Source organism: Micrococcus sp. NPDC078436 (assembly GCF_040702705.1).
GTDB lineage: Bacteria > Actinomycetota > Actinomycetes > Actinomycetales > Micrococcaceae > Micrococcus.
This window is the reverse complement of sequence record NZ_JBFBLX010000003.1, coordinates 82,245-104,434: the sequence shown is the minus strand read 5'-3', so window position 1 is coordinate 104,434 and position 22,190 is coordinate 82,245. Positions and strand designations below refer to the sequence as shown.

Annotated in this window: 19 protein-coding genes; 11 read left to right on the top strand and 8 right to left on the bottom strand. The window is 74.3% G+C overall.

Features of this window, described 5'->3' with window-relative positions:
- The first annotated feature begins 11 nt into the window (after positions 1 to 11).
- From AB0302_RS03070 to AB0302_RS03060, 3 genes are read left to right on the top strand one after another with little or no spacing between them, the layout of a single operon-like run.
- Complete coding sequence (locus AB0302_RS03070) at positions 12 to 833, top strand: ABC transporter substrate-binding protein (protein WP_366370494.1); 822 nt, start codon at positions 12 to 14, stop codon at positions 831 to 833.
- Positions 830 to 1,672, top strand: coding sequence for an amino acid ABC transporter permease (locus tag AB0302_RS03065; RefSeq protein WP_366370493.1), 843 nt, complete (start codon positions 830 to 832; stop codon positions 1,670 to 1,672). Before AB0302_RS03070 ends, AB0302_RS03065 begins: the two co-directional genes overlap by 4 nt.
- 1 nt (position 1,673) lies before the next feature.
- Positions 1,674 to 2,540: an amino acid ABC transporter ATP-binding protein gene (locus tag AB0302_RS03060; RefSeq protein WP_319074568.1), complete on the top strand. Its 867-nt coding sequence runs from the start codon at positions 1,674 to 1,676 to the stop codon at positions 2,538 to 2,540.
- Positions 2,541 to 2,640: 100 nt separating this feature from the next.
- Here the strand turns inward: AB0302_RS03060 and AB0302_RS03055 are convergent, their stop codons facing one another.
- A complete protein-coding gene (locus AB0302_RS03055; protein ID WP_298712536.1) occupies positions 2,641 to 3,234 on the bottom strand; it encodes a hypothetical protein in 594 nt (197 codons plus the stop codon).
- 137 nt (positions 3,235 to 3,371) lie between these two features.
- On the opposite strand from AB0302_RS03055, the gene AB0302_RS03050 reads away from it, so the two are divergent.
- The 4 genes from AB0302_RS03050 to trmB all read left to right on the top strand — a co-directional run bounded on the left by AB0302_RS03050 (position 3,372) and on the right by trmB (position 8,115).
- Complete coding sequence (locus AB0302_RS03050) at positions 3,372 to 4,136, top strand: DedA family protein (protein ID WP_248116344.1); 765 nt, start codon at positions 3,372 to 3,374, stop codon at positions 4,134 to 4,136.
- A gap of 5 nt (positions 4,137 to 4,141) precedes the next feature.
- Positions 4,142 to 5,575 carry a hypothetical protein gene (locus AB0302_RS03045; RefSeq protein ID WP_366370492.1) on the top strand — a complete coding sequence of 478 codons (1,434 nt, stop codon included), beginning with the start codon at positions 4,142 to 4,144 and terminating at the stop codon, positions 5,573 to 5,575.
- Positions 5,576 to 5,699: 124 nt separating this feature from the next.
- Complete coding sequence (locus AB0302_RS03040) at positions 5,700 to 7,115, top strand: polysaccharide deacetylase family protein (RefSeq protein ID WP_248116340.1); 1,416 nt, start codon at positions 5,700 to 5,702, stop codon at positions 7,113 to 7,115.
- Positions 7,116 to 7,140: 25 nt separating this feature from the next.
- Positions 7,141 to 8,115: a tRNA (guanosine(46)-N7)-methyltransferase TrmB gene (gene trmB, locus AB0302_RS03035; RefSeq protein ID WP_248116338.1), complete on the top strand. Its 975-nt coding sequence runs from the start codon at positions 7,141 to 7,143 to the stop codon at positions 8,113 to 8,115.
- Here the strand turns inward: trmB and AB0302_RS03030 are convergent.
- The 5 genes from AB0302_RS03030 to dnaK all read right to left on the bottom strand — a co-directional run bounded on the left by AB0302_RS03030 (position 8,100) and on the right by dnaK (position 13,425).
- On the bottom strand, positions 8,100 to 9,122 hold the full coding sequence (locus AB0302_RS03030) for an alpha/beta hydrolase (protein WP_366370491.1): 1,023 nt from the start codon (positions 9,120 to 9,122) through the stop codon (positions 8,100 to 8,102). The two genes, trmB and AB0302_RS03030, sit on opposite strands and share 16 nt — an antisense overlap.
- A complete protein-coding gene (locus tag AB0302_RS03025; RefSeq protein ID WP_366370490.1) occupies positions 9,101 to 9,691 on the bottom strand; it encodes a MerR family transcriptional regulator in 591 nt (196 codons plus the stop codon). Before AB0302_RS03025 ends, AB0302_RS03030 begins: the two co-directional genes overlap by 22 nt.
- On the bottom strand, positions 9,688 to 10,668 hold the full coding sequence (locus AB0302_RS03020) for a J domain-containing protein (RefSeq protein WP_366370489.1): 981 nt from the start codon (positions 10,666 to 10,668) through the stop codon (positions 9,688 to 9,690). The genes AB0302_RS03025 and AB0302_RS03020 overlap by 4 nt, the downstream gene beginning before the upstream one ends.
- 53 nt (positions 10,669 to 10,721) lie before the next feature.
- Positions 10,722 to 11,396 (bottom strand): nucleotide exchange factor GrpE, encoded by a 675-nt coding sequence (locus AB0302_RS03015; protein WP_366370488.1) that lies wholly within the window; start codon positions 11,394 to 11,396, stop codon positions 10,722 to 10,724.
- Between the two features lie 172 nt (positions 11,397 to 11,568).
- Positions 11,569 to 13,425 carry a molecular chaperone DnaK gene (gene dnaK, locus AB0302_RS03010; protein ID WP_366370487.1) on the bottom strand — a complete coding sequence of 619 codons (1,857 nt, stop codon included), beginning with the start codon at positions 13,423 to 13,425 and terminating at the stop codon, positions 11,569 to 11,571.
- A gap of 326 nt (positions 13,426 to 13,751) precedes the next feature.
- Here dnaK and AB0302_RS03005 point away from each other — a divergent pair, with 326 nt between their 5' ends.
- Complete coding sequence (locus tag AB0302_RS03005) at positions 13,752 to 14,414, top strand: DNA starvation/stationary phase protection protein (protein ID WP_319074555.1); 663 nt, start codon at positions 13,752 to 13,754, stop codon at positions 14,412 to 14,414.
- 87 nt (positions 14,415 to 14,501) lie between these two features.
- On the opposite strand, the gene AB0302_RS03000 is transcribed toward AB0302_RS03005, so the two are convergent.
- Positions 14,502 to 16,859, bottom strand: a complete 2,358-nt coding sequence (locus AB0302_RS03000; protein ID WP_319074554.1) for an MMPL family transporter — start codon at positions 16,857 to 16,859, stop codon at positions 14,502 to 14,504.
- Between the two features lie 64 nt (positions 16,860 to 16,923).
- Here AB0302_RS03000 and AB0302_RS02995 point away from each other — a divergent pair, with 64 nt between their 5' ends.
- Both AB0302_RS02995 and AB0302_RS02990 read left to right on the top strand, forming a co-directional pair.
- Entirely contained in the window at positions 16,924 to 17,400 is a 477-nt protein-coding gene (locus tag AB0302_RS02995; protein ID WP_248116322.1) for a MarR family transcriptional regulator, read from the top strand.
- The gene (locus AB0302_RS02990; protein WP_248116320.1) at positions 17,397 to 17,924 is read left to right on the top strand and encodes a hypothetical protein; all 528 of its coding nucleotides are present in this window, start codon (positions 17,397 to 17,399) and stop codon (positions 17,922 to 17,924) included. Before AB0302_RS02995 ends, AB0302_RS02990 begins: the two co-directional genes overlap by 4 nt.
- A gap of 36 nt (positions 17,925 to 17,960) precedes the next feature.
- Here the strand turns inward: AB0302_RS02990 and AB0302_RS02985 are convergent, their stop codons facing one another.
- A complete protein-coding gene (locus AB0302_RS02985; RefSeq protein ID WP_248116318.1) occupies positions 17,961 to 18,605 on the bottom strand; it encodes a TetR/AcrR family transcriptional regulator in 645 nt (214 codons plus the stop codon).
- Positions 18,606 to 18,812: 207 nt separating this feature from the next.
- Here AB0302_RS02985 and AB0302_RS02980 point away from each other — a divergent pair, with 207 nt between their 5' ends.
- Entirely contained in the window at positions 18,813 to 22,163 is a 3,351-nt protein-coding gene (locus AB0302_RS02980) for an MMPL family transporter (RefSeq protein ID WP_319074553.1), read from the top strand.
- The last annotated feature ends 27 nt before the right edge of the window (positions 22,164 to 22,190 follow it).

Here is a 22,190-nt window from a genome sequence, read left to right as displayed (position 1 = left end):
AAGGCTCCCCCATGCTCCGCACCCCATCCCGCGCGGTCGGCGGGCTGACGCTCGGCGTCGGCGCCCTGGCCCTCAGCGGCTGCGCCGTGATCGGCGGCGACGCCGGAACGGCCGGCGTCGTCTCCGACGCCGACCTGTCCTCCACGTACGGACTCGTCTCGCCGGGGACGCTCACGGTCTGCTCGGACATCCCCTACCCGCCGTTCGAGTTCGAGCAGGACGGCGAGCTCACCGGCTATGACATCGACCTCGTGGAGGCGGTCGCGGAGGAGCTCGGGCTCGGGCTGAACGTGATCGACTCCTCCTTCGAGGCCATCGAGTCCGGCGCCTCGCTCACCGGCTGCGACCTGAACACGTCCTCGATCTCCATCACCGAGCCCCGCCAGCGCGTCATGGCCTTCACCCTCCCCTACCTCGACGACGACCTCGTCCTCGTGGCGCGGAAGGGCTCGGGCATCACGTCCGTGGAGTCGGCCCAGGGCAAGCGCGTGGGCGTGCAGGCCGCCACCACCGGCGAGGAGTACGCCCAGGAGAACGGCCTGAGCCCCGTCCAGTTCGAGGACGGCGGCGTGCAGATCCAGGCGCTGCAGGCCGGCACGGTGGACGCCCTGCTGGGCAACCAGTCCGTTCTCCTGTACACGCTCAAGGACGACGACCGCTTCGAGGTGGTCGAGTCCCTGCCCACCGGCGAACAGCTCGGCATGGCCGTCTCCCCGCAGAAGGCGCAGCTCAGCTCCGCCGTGAACCGCGCGCTCCTCACGCTGCGCAACGACGGCACGCTCGCCGAGCTCCAGGAACGCTGGTTCGGCCTCGCCCAGGAGGACTACCGATGAGCACGCAGACCCCCGTCCCGGCCACCGCCGCCCGCGAGGCGTCCCCGACGCCGGGGCGCGCGCGTCGGCGTCGCACCCGCTCCGTGGCGATCCAGGCCTCCGTCTTCGTCCTCGCGCTGGTGGCCCTCGCCCTGGCCATGGACTGGCAGGCGATCGGCGAGAACGTCCTGAACTTCGCCGCCGCGGCCCCCCTGTTCCCCAACGTGATCCTCGTCGGGCTGGGCAACACGCTCTTCTACACGGCGACGGCCTTCGTGGTCGGCCTCCTGGGCGGCATCCTGCTGGCCCTGTTGCGGATGAGCTCGTTCGCCCCCTACCGCTGGCTCGCCACCGCGTACATCGAGTTCTTCCGCGGCGTGCCGGCCCTGCTCGTCTTCCTGGCGTTCGGCTACGGCGTCCCCTTCGCGTTCGGGATCACCTGGCCGATCCCCGTCGTCGTCATGCTGGCCCTGGGCATGGTGGCCGCCGCGTACATCGCGGAGACCCTGCGCGCGGGCCTGCAGGCCGTGCCGAAGGGCCAGATGGAGGCCGCCCGCTCGCTCGGCATGCCGCACTGGCGCGCCATGGTGACCATCGTCATCCCTCAGGCGTTCCGGATCGTGCTGCCGCCGCTCACCAACGAGGTCATCCTCCTCACGAAGGACTCCTCCCTCGTGTACGTGCTCGGCCTGGCCGCCCACGAGTACGAGCTCACGAAGTTCGGCCGCGACGGCATCTCGGCCCTCGACGCCGGCATGACCCCGATCCTCGTGGCGGGCCTGTGCTACCTCGTGATCACCGTCCCGCTCTCGATGCTGGCGCGCCGCTTCGAGTCCCGCTCTGCCCGGAAGGGGCGCTGAGATGAGCCACCCGTACCCCCACGACGACGCCCGCACCGCCGCGCCGACCGCCGCCGAGTCCTCTCCCTCGACGCCCGTGACGGCGGCCTCCCCCACCGATGACGGCCCCGCCGTCGACGCCGCGGGCGTGTGGATCGCGGGGCTGAACAAGTCCTACGGGAGCAACCACGTGTTGCGCGGGATCGACCTCGAGGTGGGCCCGGGCGAGGTGGTGTGCCTCATCGGCCCCTCGGGCTCGGGCAAGTCCACCCTGCTGCGCTGCGTCAACCTGCTCGAGACACCGGACTCGGGCACGGTGACGGTCGGCGAGTTCGACGTCACGGACCCGGACGTGGACCTGGACGTCCTGCGCCGCCATGTGGGCATGGTGTTCCAGCAGTTCAACCTCTTCCCCCACCTCTCCGTGCTGGAGAACTGCACCGTGGCCCAGGTCAAGGTCCTCAAGCGGAACAGGGCCGAGGCCGAGGCCGTGGCGCGCCGCCAGCTCGCGCGCGTGGGCCTGGCGGAGCTCGAGGCCCGCTACCCGGACCAGCTCTCCGGCGGCCAGCAGCAGCGCGTGGCGATCGCCCGGGCCCTGGCCATGGACCCGCAGCTCATGCTCTTCGACGAGCCCACCTCCGCGCTGGACCCGGAGACCGTGGGCGAGGTCCTGGCGATCATGCGCCAGCTCGCCCGCGAGGGCATGACCATGCTCGTGGTGACCCATGAGATGGGCTTCGCCCGCGAGGTCGCGGACCGGGTGGTGTTCATGGACGGCGGCGTCGTGGTGGAGTCCGGGCCCGCCTCCGCCGTGATCGCCGACCCGCAGCAGCCGCGCACCCAGGACTTCCTGCGTCGCGTGCTGCACCCCACCGAGATCGACCTCTGACGATGAGGGGCCGCTGAGGCACCGGGCACGGCGACGAGGGCCCCGGGCCCGGACCAGACGGTCCGGGCCCGGGGCCCTCGTTCTCGGCGTGCGGGAAGGATCAGGCCTTCTTGCGCAGCTTCTTCAGCTCCTCGCGGGCGTCGCGCAGCGCGGCGGTCTGCTCGTCGCGCGCGGCGAAGATGGCGGCCACCTTCTCGTCCTTGGCCTCGCGGATGGCCTGGACCTTGGCGTCACGGGCGGACTCGATGCGCTTCGCGCGCTTCTTGGCTGCCTTGCGGCGCTTGCCGGGGCGGTTGGCCACGGAGTCGGACATGATGGCGAGGCCGGAGCCCACCAGGAACACGTCCTTGGCCACGGAGGTGCCCTCCTGCGAGGGGCGGACGCCGTCGTCCTCGGTCATCTCCGGGGTGTTCAGGTACATGGACATCAGGCCGCCGGAGAAGGCGGTCAGCGCGGCGCCGGCGAGCCAGCCCGGGACGAGGGGCAGCAGCAGCGCGCCGCCCACGCCGACCTCGGAGGCCACGATGAAGTTCTTGAACTGGGCCGGGGAGAGCTGGGCCAGCGCGGGCACGCCCTTGGCGCCCATGTCACGGATGTAGGCGGCCTGCTCGTCGGAGAGCTGGCGCTTGCCGAGGCCGGAGTTGAGGATGAACGCGCCGGAGGCCAGGCGCAGCGGAATCTGGACGATGCTCATGGAGTCTTCCTTCCAGTGGGGCCCGCGGCACAGGGATGGGAATGTGGCGCGAACGGTCGAATAGAGCGGTCAGCACGCTCACCCTACCAACCCCTCCCCCCGCCGTCCGGGTCCCCTCTCCCCGCCGATGGGGGAGAATGTCTCCCATGCTCTCCTCCCTCACCCCCGCGCTCCTGGCCGTCGCCCCCGCCGAGGGGGCCGTGGACTACGGATGGCTCGGCAACGTCGTGGTCGGCATCATGGAGGCCATCGGCCCGGTCGGCGTGGGCGTGGCCGTGCTGGCGGAGAACATCTTCCCGCCCATCCCCTCCGAGGTGATCCTGCCCCTGGCCGGCTTCACCGCCGCCGGAGGCGCCTTCAGCCCGCACGCCGCCCTCCTGTGGGCCACCCTCGGCTCCGTCGTCGGCGCGCTCGCCCTCTACGGGATCGGCGCGTGGCTCGGACGACGCCGCCTGTACCGGATCGCGAACTGGATGCCCCTGGTGGACATCGAGGACGTCGAGCGCACCGAGCGCTGGTTCGGCCGGTTCGGGTACTGGTCCGTGTTCCTCGGCCGCATGATCCCCGTGTTCCGCTCGCTCATCTCCATCCCGGCGGGCATCGAGCGCATGCACCTCGGCCTCTTCACCCTCTACACGGCCCTGGGCTCGCTGCTCTGGAACGCCCTGTTCATCTACGGGGGCTACGTCCTGGGCGCCCAGTACCACGTGATCTCCGACTACGCGGACCTGTTCTCCACCGTGGTGATGGCGCTCATCGTCCTCGCCCTGGTGGTCTGGGTCCTGCTGCGCGTGCGGCGCGACCTGCGCCGCCGCCGCGATCCGAACTTCCGGGCCCCGAGCCCGGACGAGGCCGCCGCCCGCATGGACGCCGCCCTCAGCTCCACCGACCACCGGAAGTGATCTGCATGACCCACTCCACTCCCCGCCTCGCCGCCCGACGCCGGGCCGGCCTCGGCCTCGCCGCCGCGGCCCTGTTCGCCCTCACCGCATGCGGCGGGAACGACCCCTACGGGGCTCCCGCCCCCACCGCCGCGAGCGCCTCCGAGCTGCCGCCCATGGACATGGCGCCCTTCACGCTGGACATCCCGGACCTGGACCTGGCGCTCGTGCCCGGCGCCTCCATGTCCGCGATCGAGGGGCAGAGCCCCGAGTTCCACGGCGCCTGGCTCGAGGTGCCCGGCGCCCGCTCCTGGACCGACGCCATGGCCGCAGACGTGCGCGCCCAGGTCGAGGCCTATCAGCGGGACACGGACCTCTCCGCCGACCCCTCCCTCGAGGTGCAGCCGCGCCTCGCGGTGGCGGGGCAGGACATCGCCGCCGTCCGCCTGCTCTCCACCGAGAAGCGCGGGACGGAGTCCGTGTCCTCCTCCCAGGCCAGCTGGTACTCCGCCCGCGAGGACCGCGTGCTGGCCACGTCGGACCTCTTCACGGCCGAGGGCTGGACCGCGTTCCGCGCCGAGGTGCGCGACCGCATGGCGAACGACCCGGACATCGTGCAGGAGCGGCTGACCTCCGCCGTCGAGGCCCCGGACCAGGCCGAGAACCGCCGCATCTGGGACGCGGTGGTGCTCCTGCCGGACGGCAGCGCCCTCCTCGAGGTCGACCAGGCGGCGCTCGCACCCGCCGCGGCAGGCGTGCTCACCGCCCGCATCCCCTCCGAGACGGTGCGGCCCTGGCTCTCCGAGCTGGGCCGCACGGCCCAGGACGCGGCTCGGACGCCCGCCGCCGTCCGCCTCCCGCAGGCCTCGTCCTCCCCGGCGGGCTCCTCGGAGGCGCCCTCCACCACGGCCGTGCCCGTGCCCCCGCCGCTTCCCGCCACGAGCGAGGCCCCCCGGCCGCCGGCGGAGACCTCGAGCGACCCCACGGAGACCGCGCCGACCCGGCCGGACCCCACCCCCGCGGACACCGACGAGCCGACCTCGGCGGCCCCTGCCCCCGACCCGTCGTCCACAGGAACACCCGGCACCGGCGCCACGAGCACCACGCCGAGCGGCTCCTCTGCGCCGACGACGCAGCCGGGCAGCTCCCCCGCGCCGAGCAGCGACGTGCCCTCGTCGCCCTCCGGCCCCACGCGCCCGACGTCGGCGCCCACACCGGGCACCACGAGCGCACCCGGCACCCCCGAGCCCTCGACGTCGAGCTCCCCGACGCCGTCGGACACGCCCACGGACGCGCCGACGTCGGATCCCGGCACCCCCGAGCCGTCCGACTCCACGCTGCCGCCGGAGCCCACCTCCGACGTGACGCCGCTGCCCGAGCCGAGCGCGTCCGACGCGCCCGCGGACTCCGCCGCCCCGGCGACCGCCGAGACGTCGCCCACGATCGTGTCCACATCGTGACGTGAGGGAGGCCGGAGGCATCGCCCCCGGCCTGGCAGGATGGGGAGGTCGGCCGGGAGGCCGACCTCCCCTCGCGCTGAGCCCCGTCCTCGCGCGCTGATCCTCGAAGAGTGTGAGCCCGCCCATGACCTCGACGTCCCGCCCGCGCCTCTGCGCCGCCCTCCTCGCACTGACCCTGGCCCTCGGGGCGTGCGGCGGCCCCGACGGAGGCGACGCACCCGCTCCCCAGGCCGCCGCGGACTCCGCGGCCGCCACGAGCCCTGCGACCGACACCCCGAGCCCGGAGTCCGCGTCGTCGTCCCCGTCCGCGTCAGGCGGCAGCACGTCCTCCGCGATGACCAGCAGCGCACCGTCCACGTCCGCCGCCGCCCCTCAGTCGGACGACACCGGCGCGGGCCAGGAGTCGACGTCGGCCGCGACGCATGCCGAGGAGGCCGAGGACGCACGCGGTGCCGCCGAGTCCTCCTCCGCCGGGTCGGCCGAGGGCCAGGACGAGCGCGGCTCCTCCGCCGAGGGACGGCAGGACGCCTCCGCACCCGCCTCGTCGGCGTCGCCGACGCGCCCCGGTGCGGACGCCCGCACCCAGGACCGCCCGGCACCCGTCGTCGCGCAGGACCGCGTGGTCCCCGCCGCACAGGACCTCGGCGGTCCGAAGCCCGGCGTCGCTCCCGAGGACACGCCGGTCGCCGTGGCCACCCCGAAGCCCGTGATCCCCGTCGAGCGGATCGCACCGCAGGACGTGCGCCCCGCGCCCGTGCAGCAGCCCGCCTCCCCTCGCCCGGCCGCGCCGAGCGCGTCCGCCGGCACGAGTGCGACCGCCCCCGGCTCCTCGGCGCCGAGCGCCTCGGCCCCTGCGAGCTCCACCTCGGCGGCGCCGCAGCCCTCCACAGCCCCGGCGCCCGCCGGCCCCGTGCGCCAGGCCCCGGTGGACTGCGCGGTCACCCGGTGCATCGCCCTCACCTTCGACGACGGCCCGGGCCGGCACACCGGCCGCCTCCTGGACGTCCTCTCCGCCGAGCAGGTCCCGGCCACCTTCTACGTGGTGGGGCAGAGCGCGAAGCTCAACCCCGCGATGATCGCCCGCATGGCGGCGGAGGGCCACCAGGTGGGCAACCACAGCTACACCCACCCCAACCTCACGACGCTGACGGCCGGGCAGGTGCGCCAGGAGATCGCGGCCACGGACGCCGCCGTCCGCGCGGCCGGCGTCAGCCCGAGCACCGTGCGCGCCCCCTACGGGGCGCTGAACGAGTCGGTGCTGGCCACCCTCGGCGGGCTGCCCCGCGCGGGATCGGTCACCTGGAGCGTGGACACCCGGGACTGGGAGCACCGCAGCCCCGCACAGACCCTCGCCGCCGTGAAGGCGGGGGCCCGCCCGGGCGGGATCGTGCTGATGCATGACATCCACTCCACCACCGTGGACGCCGTCCCCGCCGTCATCGCGCACCTGCGCTCGGAGGGCTACACGTTCGTGACCGTGGACCGCATCACGGGGGGCGTGGCCGCCGGTCACACGACGGGCTCCGGCCTGCACCCCTGAGCGCCGCCGTGGGAGGATCGTGCGGATGACTGAGCACACCGCCCCCGACGCCGCCCCCGCCCCGTCCGCCGACGCGGCCCACCCGCACGACCACAACACCGCGAAGGACCCCGCGCTGCACCGCACGGAGCCGGTCTCCTTCGTCCGCCGCGGCGCCCGCCTCACCTCCGGCAAGCAGGCCGTGTGGGACCGCCTCGCGGACACCGTGCTCGTGGACGTCCCCCGCCACCGGGCGGCCACCTCCGTGTCCCCGGACGCCCACCTGGACTGGGGGGCCGTGTTCGGGCGGGAGGCCCCGCTGCTCGTGGACGTCGGCTCGGGCCTGGGCGAGTCCACCGCCCAGGGCGCGGCGGACCGGCCGGACTGGAACGTGCTCTCGGTGGAGGTGTACGTGCCGGGGCTCGCGGCGCTCATGGCGCAGGTGGAGCACCGCGGGCTCACCAACGTGCGGGCCGTGGAGGCCAACGCCCCCGAGCTGCTGGACCAGCTGCTCGAGCCCGGCTCCGTGGGGGAGGTGTGGGTGTTCTTCCCGGACCCGTGGCACAAGAAGCGCCACCACAAGCGCCGCCTCGTCTCCCCCGCCTTCGCGGACCGCGTGGCCCGCGTGCTCGCCCCCGGCGGCGTGCTGCGCCTGGCCACCGACTGGTCCGGGTACGCCGTGCAGATGCGCGAGGTCCTGGAGGCCCACCCCGAGTTCGAGAACCTCTTCCCGGGCCGCGCGTCCGGGGAGGACTCCCCGCTGACCCGCGTGCGCCGCGAAGGCCGCGAGCTCGAGGTGGGCGCGCAGCCGCTGCCGGCCGGATGGGAGGACGCGGCCGCCGAGGAGCGCCCCCTGCGCGCGGGACTCGGGGAGGCCGTGGCCGCGAGCGAGGCGGAGGACCCGGTGGACCACGAGGGCGGGTGGGCTCCGCGGTTCGAGGGCCGCCCCGTCACGAGCTTCGAGGCCAAGTCCCAGCGCGCCGGCCGGCTCGTCTTCGACCTCGCCTACCGGAGGCGCTGAAGGCCGAGCGGCTGGCCCGCGGTGACGCGGGCGGCGGCCGCGAGCGTCACGGAGCCCGGATCGCGGTAGCCCCGCGGCGCGTCGTCGCCGGCCGCAGGCGTCCAGCGCGAGGTGTCGTGGCCGCGCACGGCGGCCCCCTCCATCCCCGGGACGGGGTCCACGGGCAGGGCGACGGCGCCGGGCCAGGCCTGCCGCAGCCCGCCGACCCGGCCGAGGAGGGAGAGCACGTCTCCGGGCGCGCGGGCCTCGAACACCCGGCCGGTGGCCGCGCCGAGCGCACGGGCTCCCGAGAGGAGGGCGAGCGGCAGGCCCACCGCCCCGGACACCACGAGGGTCTCGACGGGGCGCTCCGCGCTGTGGGGCGTGGGATCGGTGGCCGCAGGGTCGGCCGGAAGGAGCCCCCGCTCGTCGAGCTCTCGCAGGGCATGCCCCGCCACGAGGGAGCCGTACGAGTGGGCGTCCACGGCCCCGTGCACCGCGGTGCCCCGGGCGCGCAGCCCCGACGCGTGCAGGTGCGCCCACCACGCGGCGACGTCGTCGGCGAGCTGCCGGCCGGCCTTCCGCGCGGGGCGGTCGAGGACCACGCGCCACGGCGCGGGTGCGGGGTAGCGCAGCCACGCGACGACGACGGGGCGGGGCGCCCCCGCCGCGTGCTGGGCCGCGGCCAGCTGAGCGGCCTCGTGCGCCGCGCCCCACAGGGCGGTGTCCGGGCGGATGCCCATGCCGGAGACCATCCAGGTCAGATGGGTGGCGGTGGCGGGGTCTCCGGCGCACACGGCGGCGGTCGGCCCACCGCGGCCCTCGAGGTCGTGGGCCAGCAGCTCTCGCGCCGGCAGGGCACGGTCCATGGAGTCCGGGGCGAGCGCGTGGGCGAGGCCCTCCAGCGCGGCGCGGCGCCGCGGGTCGAGCCGGTCCTTCTGGCCCAGGTCCTCCCGCAGCCGTTCCCGGCGGGCGGCGCGCTGCGGGGCCGTGAACGCCAGCGGCGTCAGGCCTGCGGCGGGTTCCACGCGAGGATCCGGCGGGAACGGGCGGTGCCCGCGGGCAGGGCGCGCACGGCCGCACCGCGCCGCGCGGCGCCGGACGGGGTGCCCGGCTCCGCGGCTCCGGACGCGGGGGCGACGCCGTCCGGGCGGCCGGCGCCCGAGCGGCGGTCGGCGTAGCGCGCCGAGACGTCACCGGCGGCACCCACCGTGAACACGCGGGCCAGCCGCGAGACCTGGTGCAGTCGGTCCACCTGGGAGGCGAGCTCCACCACGGTGTCCTGCAGCTGCTCCACCTCGCGCTGCAGGGCGACGATCCGGCGGATCCCCTGGAGGGAGACGCCCTCGCGGCTCAGCGCCTGGATGGTCTGGAGGCGCTCGACGTCGGCGCGGGAGTAGCGGCGCTGCCGCCCGCCCTGGCGCTGGGGCACCACGAGGCCGAGGCGGTCGTACTGGCGCAGGGTCTGCGGGTGCATGTTCGTCATCTCCGCGGCGGTGGAGATGACGAACACGGGCGCGGTCCACTCGCCGCCGCGCTCCCGCGCGTCGCGGGCGGCCCGGTCGGCGGCCTCGGAGCGCCGGGGCCCGGCGCTCACCAGTCGGCCCTCCGGGCCAGCTCCCGCCTCGGATCGTCGCCGGCGGTGGCGGCGGCGAGGGCCTCGACGGCGGCGCGCGCCTCGTCGGTGAGCTCGGTGGGCACGGCCACCTGCAGCTCGACCAGGAGGTCCCCGGCGCCCTTCGAGGTCTTGACGCCGCGGCCCTTGAGGCGCAGGGTCCTGCCCGAGGCGGAGCCCGCCGGGACCTTGACCTTCACGGTCCTCTCGAGGGTGGGCACCTCGATGGTCGCGCCGAGCGCGGCCTCGGGGAAGGAGACGGGCACGGTGATGCGGAGGGTGTCGCCGTCGCGGTGGAAGAACTCGTGCTCGCGCACCTTCACGGTGACGATCAGGTCGCCGCGGCCCGCCGCGCCCGGCGAGCCCTTGCCGCGGACACGGACCTTCTGGCCGTCCCGGATGCCCTTGGGCACCTTGACGTCCACGACCTCCCCGTCGGCCGCCCGCAGGGAGACCGTCGTGCCCTCGATCGAGCCCCGGAAGGAGATGGTGGTAGTCGCGGTGCGGTCCGCACCCTTGGCGGGCCGCTGCTGGCCGAAGCCGCCGCCGGCCGGCCCGAAGCCCGGCTGGCCGCCGAACCCGCCGAACATGTCTCCGAAGAGGTCGTTCAGGTCCGGGCCCGCCTGAGCGCCGCGGGGTCCGGCGCCGCCGCCGAACATCCCGCCGAAGACGTCCTCGAAGCCCCCGCCGGCCCCGCCGCCGGGGGCGGTGAAGCGAGCGCCGCCGCCCATCGCACGGACGGCGTCGTACTCCTGGCGCTCCTGGGGGTCGCTGAGCACCGCGTAGGCCTCGGAGATCTCCTTGAACTTCTTCTCCGCGGCCTCATCGCCGGGGTTCTGGTCCGGGTGATGCGTGCGGGCCAGCTTGCGGTAGGCCTTCTTGACGTCGGCCTCGGAGGCGTCCTTGGACACCCCGAGGGACGCGTAGAAGTCCTTGTCCATCCAATCCTGCGAGGCCATGGCGCCTCCCTTCGTTCGTCGTGGTGCGGTGATCGGTGCGGTTCAGCCGTGGCTCACTCGTCCCCGGCGGACACCATCACCTGGGCGGCGCGCAGCACGCGGCCGTCCCGTGCGTAGCCGTTGCGGAACACCTGCACCACGTGGTCGGCGGGGATCTCGGGGTGCGGCTGGCGCATGACGGCCTCGTGGAGAGCGGGGTCGAACTCGACGCCCGCCAGCTCCTCCTGGTCGTGGCGCTGCACGCCGAGGCCCGCGAGGGCGGAGTCGAGCTTCTCGGCGATCTTGGCGAAGGGGCCCTCGGCCAGGTCGCCGGCGGACCGCGCCGCGTCGAGGTCGTCCAGCACGGGGATCAGCGCCAGAACGGCCTTCAGGACGCCCTGGTCCTTCGCGAGGTCGCGGTCGCGGTCCACGCGGCGCTTGTAGTTCACGTACTCGGCCTGCAGGCGGCGCAGGTCCGTCTCCAGCTCGGCCTCGCGGGAGGACCCGGACGGCGCCGCGCCGGCCTCGGCCCCGGCGTCGTCGAGGATGCGCGCGGCCTGGGCCAAGGCGTCGCCCTCGTCCTGGACCGGCGCGTCCTGCGGCTCGGCGTCGGGGGCGGCCTCGCCGCGCGGGCGGCCGGTCTCCGGGTCGATCCGGCGGCGATCCTGGAACGTGAAGGCCTGCTCCTCGGAGCCCTTCTCGCCCGGGGTCCGGTCGTCGTCCGGGCGGTCGGCGGTGTTCTCGCTCATGGTGGGTCCTTTCGCTGCGGCGGCGCGCCGTGCGCGCCGGAAGTCTGGGGTGAGAGGCCGGTGGGCCGGTCACGGACGTGCGATCGCCGTGACCGGCCCACCGGTGCTGTCGCGGGCCCCGTCGGGCCGGCGGGCCGCAGGGCTCGCCGGCGCCGACGACGGCGCGGGTGCGTCAGTTCTTCTTCTCGTCGTCCTCGTCGACGACCTCGGCGTCGACGATGTCCTCGTCCTCGGCCTGGGGGGCCTCGGCGCCGGCGTCGGCCTGCTGCTCGGAGCCCTGCTGGGCGTAGAGCGCCTCGCCGATCTTCACCTGGGAGGCCTGGAGCTTCTCGAACGCGGCCTTGACCTCGTCGTCGTTGTCCTGCTGCTCCAGGGCGGCCTTGAGGGCGTCGACGTCGGCCTGGACCTCGGTCTTGACGTCCTCGGGCAGCTTGTCCGCGTTGTCGGCCAGGAGCTTGTCCACGGAGTACGCGGACTGCTCGGCCTGGTTGCGGCGCTCGGCGGCCTCGCGACGCTTCTTGTCGTCGTCCGCGTGGGCCTCGGCGTCCTTGACCATGCGGTCGATGTCCTCCTTGGACAGCGAGGAGCCGCCCGTGATGGTCATCGACTGCTCGGTGCCGGTGCCCTTGTCCTTCGCGGAGACGTGCACGATGCCGTTCGCGTCGATGTCGAAGGTGACCTCGATCTGGGGCATGCCGCGGGGGGCCGGGGCGATGCCGGTCAGCTCGAAGGTGCCCAGGGCCTTGTTGTCCCGGGTGAACTCGCGCTCGCCCTGGAAGACCTGGATGGACACGGAGGGCTGGTTGTCCTCGGCCGTGGTGAAGGTCTCCGAGCGCTTCGTGGGGATGGCCGTGTTGCGCTCGATGAGCTTGGCCATCACGCCGCCCTTGGTCTCGATGCCCAGCGAGAGGGGGGTCACGTCGATCAGGAGGACGTCCTTGCGCTCGCCGGCGAGCACGCCGGCCTGCACGGAGGCGCCGATCGCGACGACCTCGTCCGGGTTCACGCTCTTGTTCGGCTCCTTGCCGCCCGTGAGCTCCTTCACGAGCTCGGAGACGGCCGGCATGCGGGTGGAGCCGCCCACGAGGACCACGTGGTCGATGTCGGAGACCTTGACGCCGGCCTCCTTGATCACGTCGTTGAAGGGCTTGCGGGTGCGCTCGAGCAGGTCCTTGGTGAGGTCCTGGAACTTGGCGCGGGAGAGGTGCTCGTCCAGGTGCACCGGGCCCTCGGGGGTCACGGAGAGGTACTGGAGCGAGATGTTGGTGGAGGTGGCCGAGGAGAGCTCCTTCTTGGCCTGCTCCGCCGCCTCCTTCAGGCGCTGCAGGGCGATCTTGTCCTTGGACAGGTCCGCGCCCTTGGACTTGGCCTGCTGGAGCAGCCAGTCCACGATCCGCTGGTCCCAGTCGTCGCCGCCGAGGCGGTTGTCGCCCGAGGTGGCGCGCACCTGGATGGTGGCGAAGTCATCCTCGTCCTTGGCGACCTCGAGCAGGGACACGTCGAAGGTGCCGCCGCCCAGGTCGAAGACGAGGATGAGCTCGTCCTCCTTGCCCTTCTCGAGGCCGTAGGCCAGGGCCGCCGCGGTGGGCTCGTTGATGATGCGCTTGACGTTCAGGCCCGCGATCTCGCCGGCCTCCTTGGTGGCCTGGCGCTCGGCGTCGTTGAAGTACGCCGGGACGGTGATCACCGCGTCGGTGACCTTCTCACCCAGGTACTCCTCGGCGTCGTGCTTGAGCTTCATCAGCGTGCGGGCCGAGATCTCCTGCGGGGTGTACTTCTTGCCGTCCACCTCGGTGGTCCAGTCCGTGCCCATGTGGCGCTTGACGGACGCGTAGGTGCGGTCCGGGTTGTTCACGGCCTGGCGCTTGGCGACCTCGCCGACCAGGACGTCGCCGCCCTTGGAGAACGCGACGACGGAGGGGGTGGTGCGGGCGCCCTCGGCGTTCGCGATGACGACGGGGTCGCCGCCCTCGAGGACGGCGACGACGGAGTTGGTGGTGCCCAGATCGATTCCGACTGCACGGGACATGGGGGGGTCCTTTCCTGTCTGCGAATGAGGCGGCCGCGTCGCCCTGGGCCGGACCCGGGGGTCCGAACCGGCCGACGTGAGCCTTCCTGACTCAGGTTGCCACCGTCGGCGACGGCGTGTCAAGGGACGTGAGTCATCCTCACTCATGTTTTGCGGATGTCCGGTTCAACGCGCTCCACGGAGGATTCATTCCCGGGGAGGTCGGACGGGGCTCCTCGCCCTGCCGCGGGCGATCAGGGCTGGCGCCGCCCCCGCGCGGAGTGGTTGATTCAGGCGACGACGCGGCGCCCTCCGGCGCCGCCCGATCGAGACGAAGGAGCACCATCGTGGCCAACGCCAAGAAGAACGACGACGCCGCCTACACCGTTCCCGGCCTGCGCGTGGAGGACGGCCACCGCGTGGCCGAGGTCCTGCAGGGCCGGCTGCACGCCCTCAACGACCTCCAGCTCACCCTGAAGCACGCGCACTGGAACGTGGTGGGCCCGGGCTTCATCGGCGTCCACGAGATGCTCGACCCGCAGATCGAGAAGGTCCGCGCCATGGTGGACGTCGTCGCCGAGCGCATCGCGACCCTGGGCGTCTCCCCCGCCGGCACCCCCGGCGTCCTCGTGGCGGACCGCACGTGGGACGACTACTCGCTGGGCCGCGCGAGCACCCTCGAGCACCTGGCCGCGCTCGACCTGGTGTACGACGGCGTCGTCACCGACCACCGCACCGCCGTCGAGACCGTGGGCGACCTCGACCCGGTGTCCGAGGACATGCTGATCGCCCAGGTGGGCGAGCTCGAGCTGTTCCAGTGGTTCATGCGCTCGTTCCTCACCACCGGCGACGGCGTGCTCCGCCACTCCGGTGCCGCGAGCGAGACCCAGGCGGCCGCGCGCGTGGCCGGCGCCGAGAAGGCCCCCGCAGCGAAGAAGTCCAGCGCCAAGAAGTCCGACGCCAAGGCCTCGGACAATTCGGCCGCGAAGAAGAAGTCCGACAAGAAGTGACGCATCCCTGCCCGGCCTGCGCCGGCAGCGCGAGGGCCCCGCCGGATCCGTTCCGGCGGGGCCCCTCCGCGTGCGGGGGCACACCCCTCAGGCGGCTCGTGCCGGCCACCACACGCGGGGGCCGATGTCCCTCACGAGGGCGGGGATCAGCAGCGAGCGCACCACGAGGGTGTCGAGCAGGACGCCGAACGCCACGATGAACGCCAGCTGCACCATGAACATGAGCGGGATGACGGCGAGCGCGGCGAACGTGGCCGCCAGGACGACGCCGGCCGAGGTGATCACGCCGCCCGTCACGGTGAGCGCGCGCAGCACGCCCGCCCGGGTGCCGACGCGCGGGGTCTCCTCGCGGGCGCGGGTCATGAGGAAGATCGTGTAGTCGATCCCCAGCGCCACGAGGAACACGAACCCGTAGAGCGGCACCGTGGGGTCGGCGTCGTCGAAGCCCATCAGGTGCTGGAACACGAGGGTGGAGACGCCCAGCGCCGAGCCGAAGCTGAGCGTCGTGGCGAGCACCAGCAGCACGGGCGCCACCACGGATCGCAGCAGCGCCATCAGGATCAGCAGCACCACGAGCAGCACGAGCGGGATGACGAGGCGAAGGTCCCGCTGGGCGGTCTCGTTGGCGTCGAGGGCCTGCGCGGCCGTCCCGCCCACGAGCACCTCGCCCTCGACGTCGGCCAGGCTCTCCCGCAGGGCGCCCACGGTGCGCTCGGCCTCGAGGGAGTCGGCCGGGTCCGCGAGCGTCGCCGAGACGAGGACGCGGCCGTCGACGACCTTCGGCTCCGCGGGGGCGTCGGGCTGTCCCGCACCGGCGGGCGGACCGGCAGGGGTGCCCGCCGGGGGTCCGGCGGACTGCTCGGCCTCCAGCTCCGCCGAGGCGACGCCCGTGGTCCCGCGCACGATCTCCAGCACGCGGTCCCGCTGCGCCTCAGGCGCGACGATCTCCGCGGGCGAGCCGGAGCCTGCCTCGAAGTGGCGGGAGAGCAGGCCCTGCGCGTCCCGCGCGTCGGACTGCCCGAGCAGCACGTCGGTCTGGGCCACGCCCGAGGCCTGCAGCTGCGTGACGCCGGCGGCGAGCGCGAGGAGGACGGCCGCCGTCGCGATCCAGACGGGGCGCGCGTTCCGGGCGACGAGCGCGGCCACCCGGGTCCACACGCCGTGGTCCTCCTCGAGGCCGGCGATCGGCGCGCCGTCGCGGTCCTCGGGCTGGACGAACCCGCGGCCGCGGGCGGCCCGCTTCTCCCGACGGCGGCGGGCGCTCTCGGGAGAGGGGACGGTGGGCCAGAACGCCGCGCGGCCCATGAGCTGCAGCAGGGCCGGGAGCAGGGTCAGCGCCGCGAGCCACGCGAAGACGATGCCGGACGCGGCGATCGGGCCGAGCGATCGGTTCGAGTTGAGGTCGGAGACCAGCAGGATGAGCAGCGCCGCGGCGACGGTGGCCGCCGAGGCGGTGATCGCCCCGAACGAGCCGCGCACGGCGGCCATCAGGGCTGGGCCGATGCCGTCCCTCTGCAGCAGCTCCTCCCGATGGCGGGCCACGAGGAGCAGGCAGTAGTCCGTCGTCGCGCCGATGACGAGGATGGACAGGATGCCCTGCGACTGCCCGTTGAGCTGGATCCAGTCCGCGCGCGCCATCCAGTACACCGCGAGGATCGCGGCGCACAGCGCGCCCATCGAGGTGAGCAGCACCAGGATCGGCAGGACCACGGAGCGGTAGACGGCCACCAGGATCACGAACACCACGACGAGGGCCACGAGCAGCAGCAGCCCGTCGATCCCGGCGAACGCGCCGCCGAGCTCGGAGGCGAGCCCCGCGGGGCCGCCCACGTGCCAGGTCGCGTCCGCGGCCGGCGTGCCGGCCACGGCGGGCACGCCGCCCGGGTCCGCGAGCACGGCCTCGAGGTCCTCGACGACGTCGGCGGCCTCCCGCGGCGCCTCCTGGCCCGTGCCGATCAGCGCGAGGAACTGCACGGCCTGGCCGTCCTCGCTGGGGATCGGCCCGACGACGCGCTCGACGCCCTCGACCTCGCCGAGCCGTTCCCCGAGCGCCGCGAGGGCGGGGAAGGCCACGGCCGGATCTGACGTGGAGGCCTCCCCCACGATGATCGCGGGGACCGCCGAGCCGTCCCGGAAGCCGGCGGCCGCCTCGGAGGCCAGCGTCGACTCGGCGGTGGCGGGCAGGAACGTGGACTGGTCGTTCGAGGAGACCTCGGAGATCTTCCCGAAGGTCGGGCCGCCGAGGCCCATCGCGGCGAACCACACGAGCGCCAGCGCCACCGCGAGGCCGATCCGCAGGAGCCGGGACGGACGGGCGGCCCGCTCGTCACGGGCGCCGGGGGCGGCGGCAGGGGCGCCCGCGGCGCGCGACGGCTCGGGGCCGGGAGCGTCGGGGGCCGCTGCGGCGGGGGTCCGGTAGGGAGAGAGGTCGGGGAGGCTGCTCACGCGGGACAGCCTAGCAAGATGGTTTGATCATCGAACGATTCGACCCCGCCGGTAGGATCCGGGGGTGACCACCCCCGCGGCCGACCGCCCTGAGCAGCCCCTCGCCCTCCTGGCGAGCCTGCGCGCCTTCTCCGAGGTGGCCGACCGGGCCGCCGACCAGGCGAGCCGCGCCCTCGGCCTGCACCGCACGGACCTGCGCGCCCTCTCGATCCTCATGCGCCGCACGAGCCGCGGCCTCGCGACCACCCCCACGGACCTCGGGCACGGACTGCACCTCACCCGTGCTGCCACGACCTCCGTGATCGACCGTCTCGTCGCCTCGGGGCACGCCCGCCGGGCCCGCTCGGCCACGGACGGACGCCGCGTCATCGTGGAGCCCACGCCCGCGGCCTCGGCGGACGGCTCGGCGGCGTTCGGCCCGATGGCCCGCCGCATCGCCGCCGCGCTCGAGGGCTTCGACGACGCCGAGCTCGCCACCGCCCTGCGCGTGGTGGACGCGGCCACCCGGAGCATCGCCCCGCTCGCCGAGGACGGACCGTGACCTCCCCCGCACCACCGGCAGGCCCCGTGCTCGTCGGCGTGGACGGCCGCTCCGGCGCCGGCAAGACCACCCTCGCGGCCGCCCTCGCGGCGCATCTGTCCCCGTACGCCCGCGTGGCGGTGCTGCACGTGGAGTCCTTCTACGCGGGATGGGACGGCCTGGAGGCGGTGCTCGACCCCGCAGGGCCGTACGTGACGGCGCTGCGGGACCTCGGCGCGGGCCGTGCTGCGCGGTGGCGGGCCTGGGACTGGCACCACGCCCGCCCGGGGGCCGGCCAGCGGCTCGAGCCGGCCGACGTCGTGGTGTGCGAGGGCGTGGGCGCCACGAGCGCCGCAGCCCGGCCCCACCTCACGCTGAGCGTCTGGCTCGAGCTGGACGAGCGGAGGCGCCGCGAGCGCGCCCTGGCCCGCGACGGCGGCGCGTACGCGCCGCACTGGGAGCGCTGGGCCGCGCAGGAGGAGCGCTACCTCGCGGCGCAGGACCCGGCCGGGGCGGCCGACGTGCGGACCTCGATCGGCCCCTGAACCGTGGACCGGGCCCACCGGACCGGCCCCTCGGCGTCACGCGTGGAGCCGCTCCTGCGCCACGAGCTCCACGAGCGCGGCGATCCACTCCTCGGTGATCGGCTCGGCGAACAGCACGCGCATGATCAGCTGCGCCCCCACGGTCTCGGCCAGCATCTCCCGGTCCACGCCCTCCGCGAGCACCGCGGTGCGGAACCGCTCGTGGAGGCTGTGCCGCAGCGGGGCCACGAGCACGCCGTGGATCTGCTGGCTCTGGCTGTCGGCCGTGGCGATCGCGCCCACCAGGGCCTGGGAGAGGTGAGTGGCGCCGCCGCCGTCGATCTCCACCGCCATCGCGCGCAGCCACGTGGCGAGGTCCGCGCGCAGGTCCCCGGTGTCCGGCGGCAGGGGCAGGGGGATGTCCAGGTACCCGGCGCCGACGGCCTCCACGAGCACGTCCACCTTCGTCCTCCACCAGCGGTAGACCGTCTGCTTGCTCACCCCCGCACGGGCCGCGATGCCCTCCATGGTGAGCTTCGCCTGGCCCGCGGGCTCCATGAGCTCGGCGGCGGCGCGCAGCACCGCCTCCCGGGACGCCTGGCTGCGGGGGCGGCCACGTCGGCGCGCGGCCGGGACCGTGGGGTCGTCAGACGTCTCCTGTGCTGCCGCGGCGGTGCCCGCCACGTCGCTGCTCTCCTCCATCCGAACGAGTGTAGTGACGGGTTCACGGGAACGCGGCGTCCTGTTGCGGACGTGCGAGGTCAGGCCGCCGGAGGAGAGCAATCGCACAGTCCCTCGATCACGATGAACGGAGCACGGCGCTCCGCTTACCTGTACGCTGAGCGCAACGCGGCGGCCCTCTGCCCCGCCTCCTCACGCCCCCTCTCGCTCCCTGGAGATCCCCGCCCCATGGCAAAGCTGCTCTACCGGCTCGGCCTCGGCGCCGCTCGCCGACCCATGATCGTGATCCTCGCCTGGGCCCTCGCCCTGGCCCTCGCCGTGGGCGGCTTCCTCGCCTTCGGCGGCACCCTCTCCTCCGCCGTCACCATCCCGGGCACCCCCACGGCCCAGGTCACGGACCGCCTCAAGGAGGAGTTCCCCGACGCCTCGCGCGGCACCGGCCAGGTGGTCTTCGCCACCGAGGACGGCTCCGCGTTCACCCCGGACCAGCGCGATCGGATCGAGCAGCTCCTGAGCACGGTCCGCGACCAGCAGGCCGTGGCCGACGTCGTGGACCCCTTCGACGTGCAGAGGCAGCAGGAGGACGCCCGCACCGCTCTCGAGGACGGTCGGCAGCAGATCGCCGACGGCGAGCAGGGGCTCGCGGACGGCCGCAGCCAGGTCGACGGCGGCCGGGCACGGATCGCCGAGGCGAAGGAGCAGGCCGAGGACGGGCAGGCGAAGCTCGAGGAGTCGGCCCGGCAGCTCGAGGAGGGGCAGGCGACGCTGGACGCCGCGCGCACCGACTTCCAGGAGCGCGGCCTGGCCGCCCTGCCGGAGGACGCCACCGCGCCCCTGCGCGAGGCCGAGCAGAAGCTCGAGGACGGCCGCGCCCGGCTCGAGCAGGGCCGGGCCCAGATCGAGGAGCAGGCGCCGAAGGTGGAGGCCGGCCAGGCCGAGGTCGACGCGAACCGCGAGAAGCTCGACGCCGGCCGTCAGCAGCTGGGCGAGGGCTGGGCCCAGTACGAGGAGGGCAAGGCCGAGCTCGAGGAGCAGCGGGCGCAGCTCGAGGCCGGCCAGGCCCGGCTGGACGCCGCCCGCGAGCAGGCCCTCGCGCAGGGCGAGGCCGCCGGCGTCCCTGCCGAGCAGGTCACTGGGCAGTTCGCCGCGCAGCAGGCCGAGCTGGACGCCGGCGCGGCCCGGATCGAGCGGGCCCAGGCCGAGCTCGACGCCGCCAACGCCGAGCTGAAGGCCCGCGAGGCGGAGGTCCAGTCCGGCCTCGAGCAGCTGAGCGCGGCACAGGCGCAGGTCGACGCCGGCCGTGAGCAGCTCGCCGAGGGCCGCGCCCGGCTGCAGGCGTCCGAGAAGGAGCTCGCCGAGGGTCAGGCCCAGCTCGAGGCCGGCCGCGAGCAGGCCCGCGAGGCCGCCCGCGCCGAGTTCGAGAAGCAGCAGGCCACGATCGACGAGGGCCGCGAGACGCTCGCGCAGGGCAGGGCTGACCTCGAGTCCGGCCGCGAGGAGATCGCGGCCAACGAGCGGAAGCTGGAGCAGGCCGAGGAGGATCTCGCCACGGGCCGTCAGGACCTCGCCGACGCCCGCACCCAGGCCGAGCGCGGCCAGCGCACCGTGGACCTCGTGGAGGGCTACCGCGCCGTCTCCGAGGACGGCTCGACCGCCGTCGGGATCGTCTCCTTCGACCAGCCGTCCATGGACGTGCCCGCGGAGGACAAGAAGGCCATCACGGGCGTCCTGACCGCGGCGGACATCGACGGGGTGCGGGTCCTGCCCTCCCAGCAGCTCAGCCAGACCGTCCCGCAGATCGTGGGGCCGGGCGAGGTCGTGGGCCTCGTGATCGCCGCGATCGTGCTCGTGCTCATGCTCGGCACCTTCGTGGGCGCGGGTCTGCCGCTCGTGAACGCCCTCGTGGGCGTGGGGGTGGGCGCCGCCGGCGCGCTCGCCTTCTCCGGCGTCGTGGAGATGATGTCCGTGACCCCCGTGCTGGGGCTCATGCTCGGCCTGGCGGTCGGGATCGACTACGCGCTGTTCATCGTCAACCGCCACCGGCAGGAGCTGCGCCGCGGCACCCCGCTGCGCGAGTCCATCGCCCTGGCCAACGGCACGTCCGGCAACGCCGTGGTGTTCGCCGGCCTCACCGTGATCATCGCGCTCGTGGCGCTCAACGTCACCGGCATCCCGTTCCTCGGCCTGATGGGCACCGTCGGCGCCGCGTGCGTGCTCGTGGCCGTGCTCGTGGCCATCACCCTGACGCCCGCGCTGCTCTCGCTGGCCGGCACGCGCGTGCTCTCCCGCAAGGAGCGCACCCGCCTGGAGGCCCTCACCCCGTCGGGCGATGGCTCCCACACGGCCCCCCTCACCGGTGCCGACCCCGCCGAGGCCGCCCATGCCGTGCGAGGCGCGCACCGCTCGCCGCAGATGTCCACCCCCGCCGCGGTGGCCACGACCCTGGGCGCGATCGCCCTGCTCGTGGCGGTCTCCATCCCCTTCTTCTCGATGCGCCTGGGCCTGCCGGACGGCGCGTCCGAGCCGGTCGGCTCCGACGCCCAGGTCTCCTACGAGCTCATGGCCGACAAGTTCGGCGAGGGCTACAACGGCCCCCTCGTGGTGACCACGGACCTGCCCGAGGGGCTCTCGGAGGAGCAGGCGACGGACGCCCAGCTCGCCGTCGGCGAGCAGCTCTCGGCACTGGACCACGTCGGCGCGGTGGTGCCGGCGGGCTTCAACGAGGACCGCACCCTGGGCATGCTGCAGCTGCTGCCCGAGGAGGGGCCCAACGCGGTCTCCACCGAGGACCTGGTGCACGAGCTGCGCACGGTGGAGCCCGCGGGCGAGGCCTCGAACCTGGCGGTGGCGGGCATGACCTCCGGGGCGATCGACGTCTCGGAGAAGCTCGCCTCGGCCCTGCCGCTCTACCTCGGCGTGGTGGTGGGGCTGTCCCTGCTCATCATGATCCTGGTGTTCCGCTCCATCCTGGTCCCGCTGATCGCCACCGGCGGCTTCGTCCTCTCGGTGTTCGCGGCCATGGGCGGCGTGGTGGCCATCTACCAGTGGGGCTGGTTGGGCTCGGTGTTCAACGTGCACCATGCGGGCCCGGTCCTGAGCTTCCTGCCGACGATCATGATCGGCGTGCTGTTCGGCCTGGCCATGGACTACCAGCTGTTCATCGCGTCCGGCATGCGTGAGGCCTACGCCCACGGCCAGCCGGCCCGCAGCGCCGTGATGAGCGGCCTGCGCGCCGGCCGGTCCGTGGTGATCGCCGCCGCGATCATCATGATCTCCGTCTTCGGCGGCTTCGTGTTCTCCCACGACGCGATGATCCGGCCCATCGGCTTCGGCCTCGCCTTCGGCGTGCTGCTGGACGCCTTCGTGGTGCGCCTGCTGCTGATGCCCGCGCTGATGCACCTGCTGGGCGAGTCCGCCTGGTGGCTGCCGAGGTGGCTCGAGCGCATCATGCCGGACGTGGACGTGGAGGGCGCCCAGCTCGAGCGCCACGGCAGCTCCCACAGTCCCGCCGACGCCGCGGAGGGCCTCCCTGCTGCGACCGGGGCCGGATCCGAGTCGGGCGGCCTGCACCGCGCCTGAGCCTGCGGGACCGGCACTATCCTGGGG

Coding starts and splice junctions, on each gene's coding strand:
- AB0302_RS03070 (WP_366370494.1), top strand. CDS start 12: ATGCTCCGCACCCCATCCCGCGCGGTCGGCGGGCTGACGCTCGGCGTC.
- AB0302_RS03065 (WP_366370493.1), top strand. CDS start 830: ATGAGCACGCAGACCCCCGTCCCGGCCACCGCCGCCCGCGAGGCGTCC.
- AB0302_RS03060 (WP_319074568.1), top strand. CDS start 1,674: ATGAGCCACCCGTACCCCCACGACGACGCCCGCACCGCCGCGCCGACC.
- AB0302_RS03055 (WP_298712536.1), bottom strand. CDS start 3,234: ATGAGCATCGTCCAGATTCCGCTGCGCCTGGCCTCCGGCGCGTTCATC.
- AB0302_RS03050 (WP_248116344.1), top strand. CDS start 3,372: ATGTCTCCCATGCTCTCCTCCCTCACCCCCGCGCTCCTGGCCGTCGCC.
- AB0302_RS03045 (WP_366370492.1), top strand. CDS start 4,142: ATGACCCACTCCACTCCCCGCCTCGCCGCCCGACGCCGGGCCGGCCTC.
- AB0302_RS03040 (WP_248116340.1), top strand. CDS start 5,700: ATGACCTCGACGTCCCGCCCGCGCCTCTGCGCCGCCCTCCTCGCACTG.
- trmB (WP_248116338.1), top strand. CDS start 7,141: ATGACTGAGCACACCGCCCCCGACGCCGCCCCCGCCCCGTCCGCCGAC.
- AB0302_RS03020 (WP_366370489.1), bottom strand. CDS start 10,668: ATGGCCTCGCAGGATTGGATGGACAAGGACTTCTACGCGTCCCTCGGG.
- AB0302_RS03015 (WP_366370488.1), bottom strand. CDS start 11,396: ATGAGCGAGAACACCGCCGACCGCCCGGACGACGACCGGACCCCGGGC.
- dnaK (WP_366370487.1), bottom strand. CDS start 13,425: ATGTCCCGTGCAGTCGGAATCGATCTGGGCACCACCAACTCCGTCGTC.
- AB0302_RS02985 (WP_248116318.1), bottom strand. CDS start 18,605: ATGGAGGAGAGCAGCGACGTGGCGGGCACCGCCGCGGCAGCACAGGAG.
- AB0302_RS02980 (WP_319074553.1), top strand. CDS start 18,813: ATGGCAAAGCTGCTCTACCGGCTCGGCCTCGGCGCCGCTCGCCGACCC.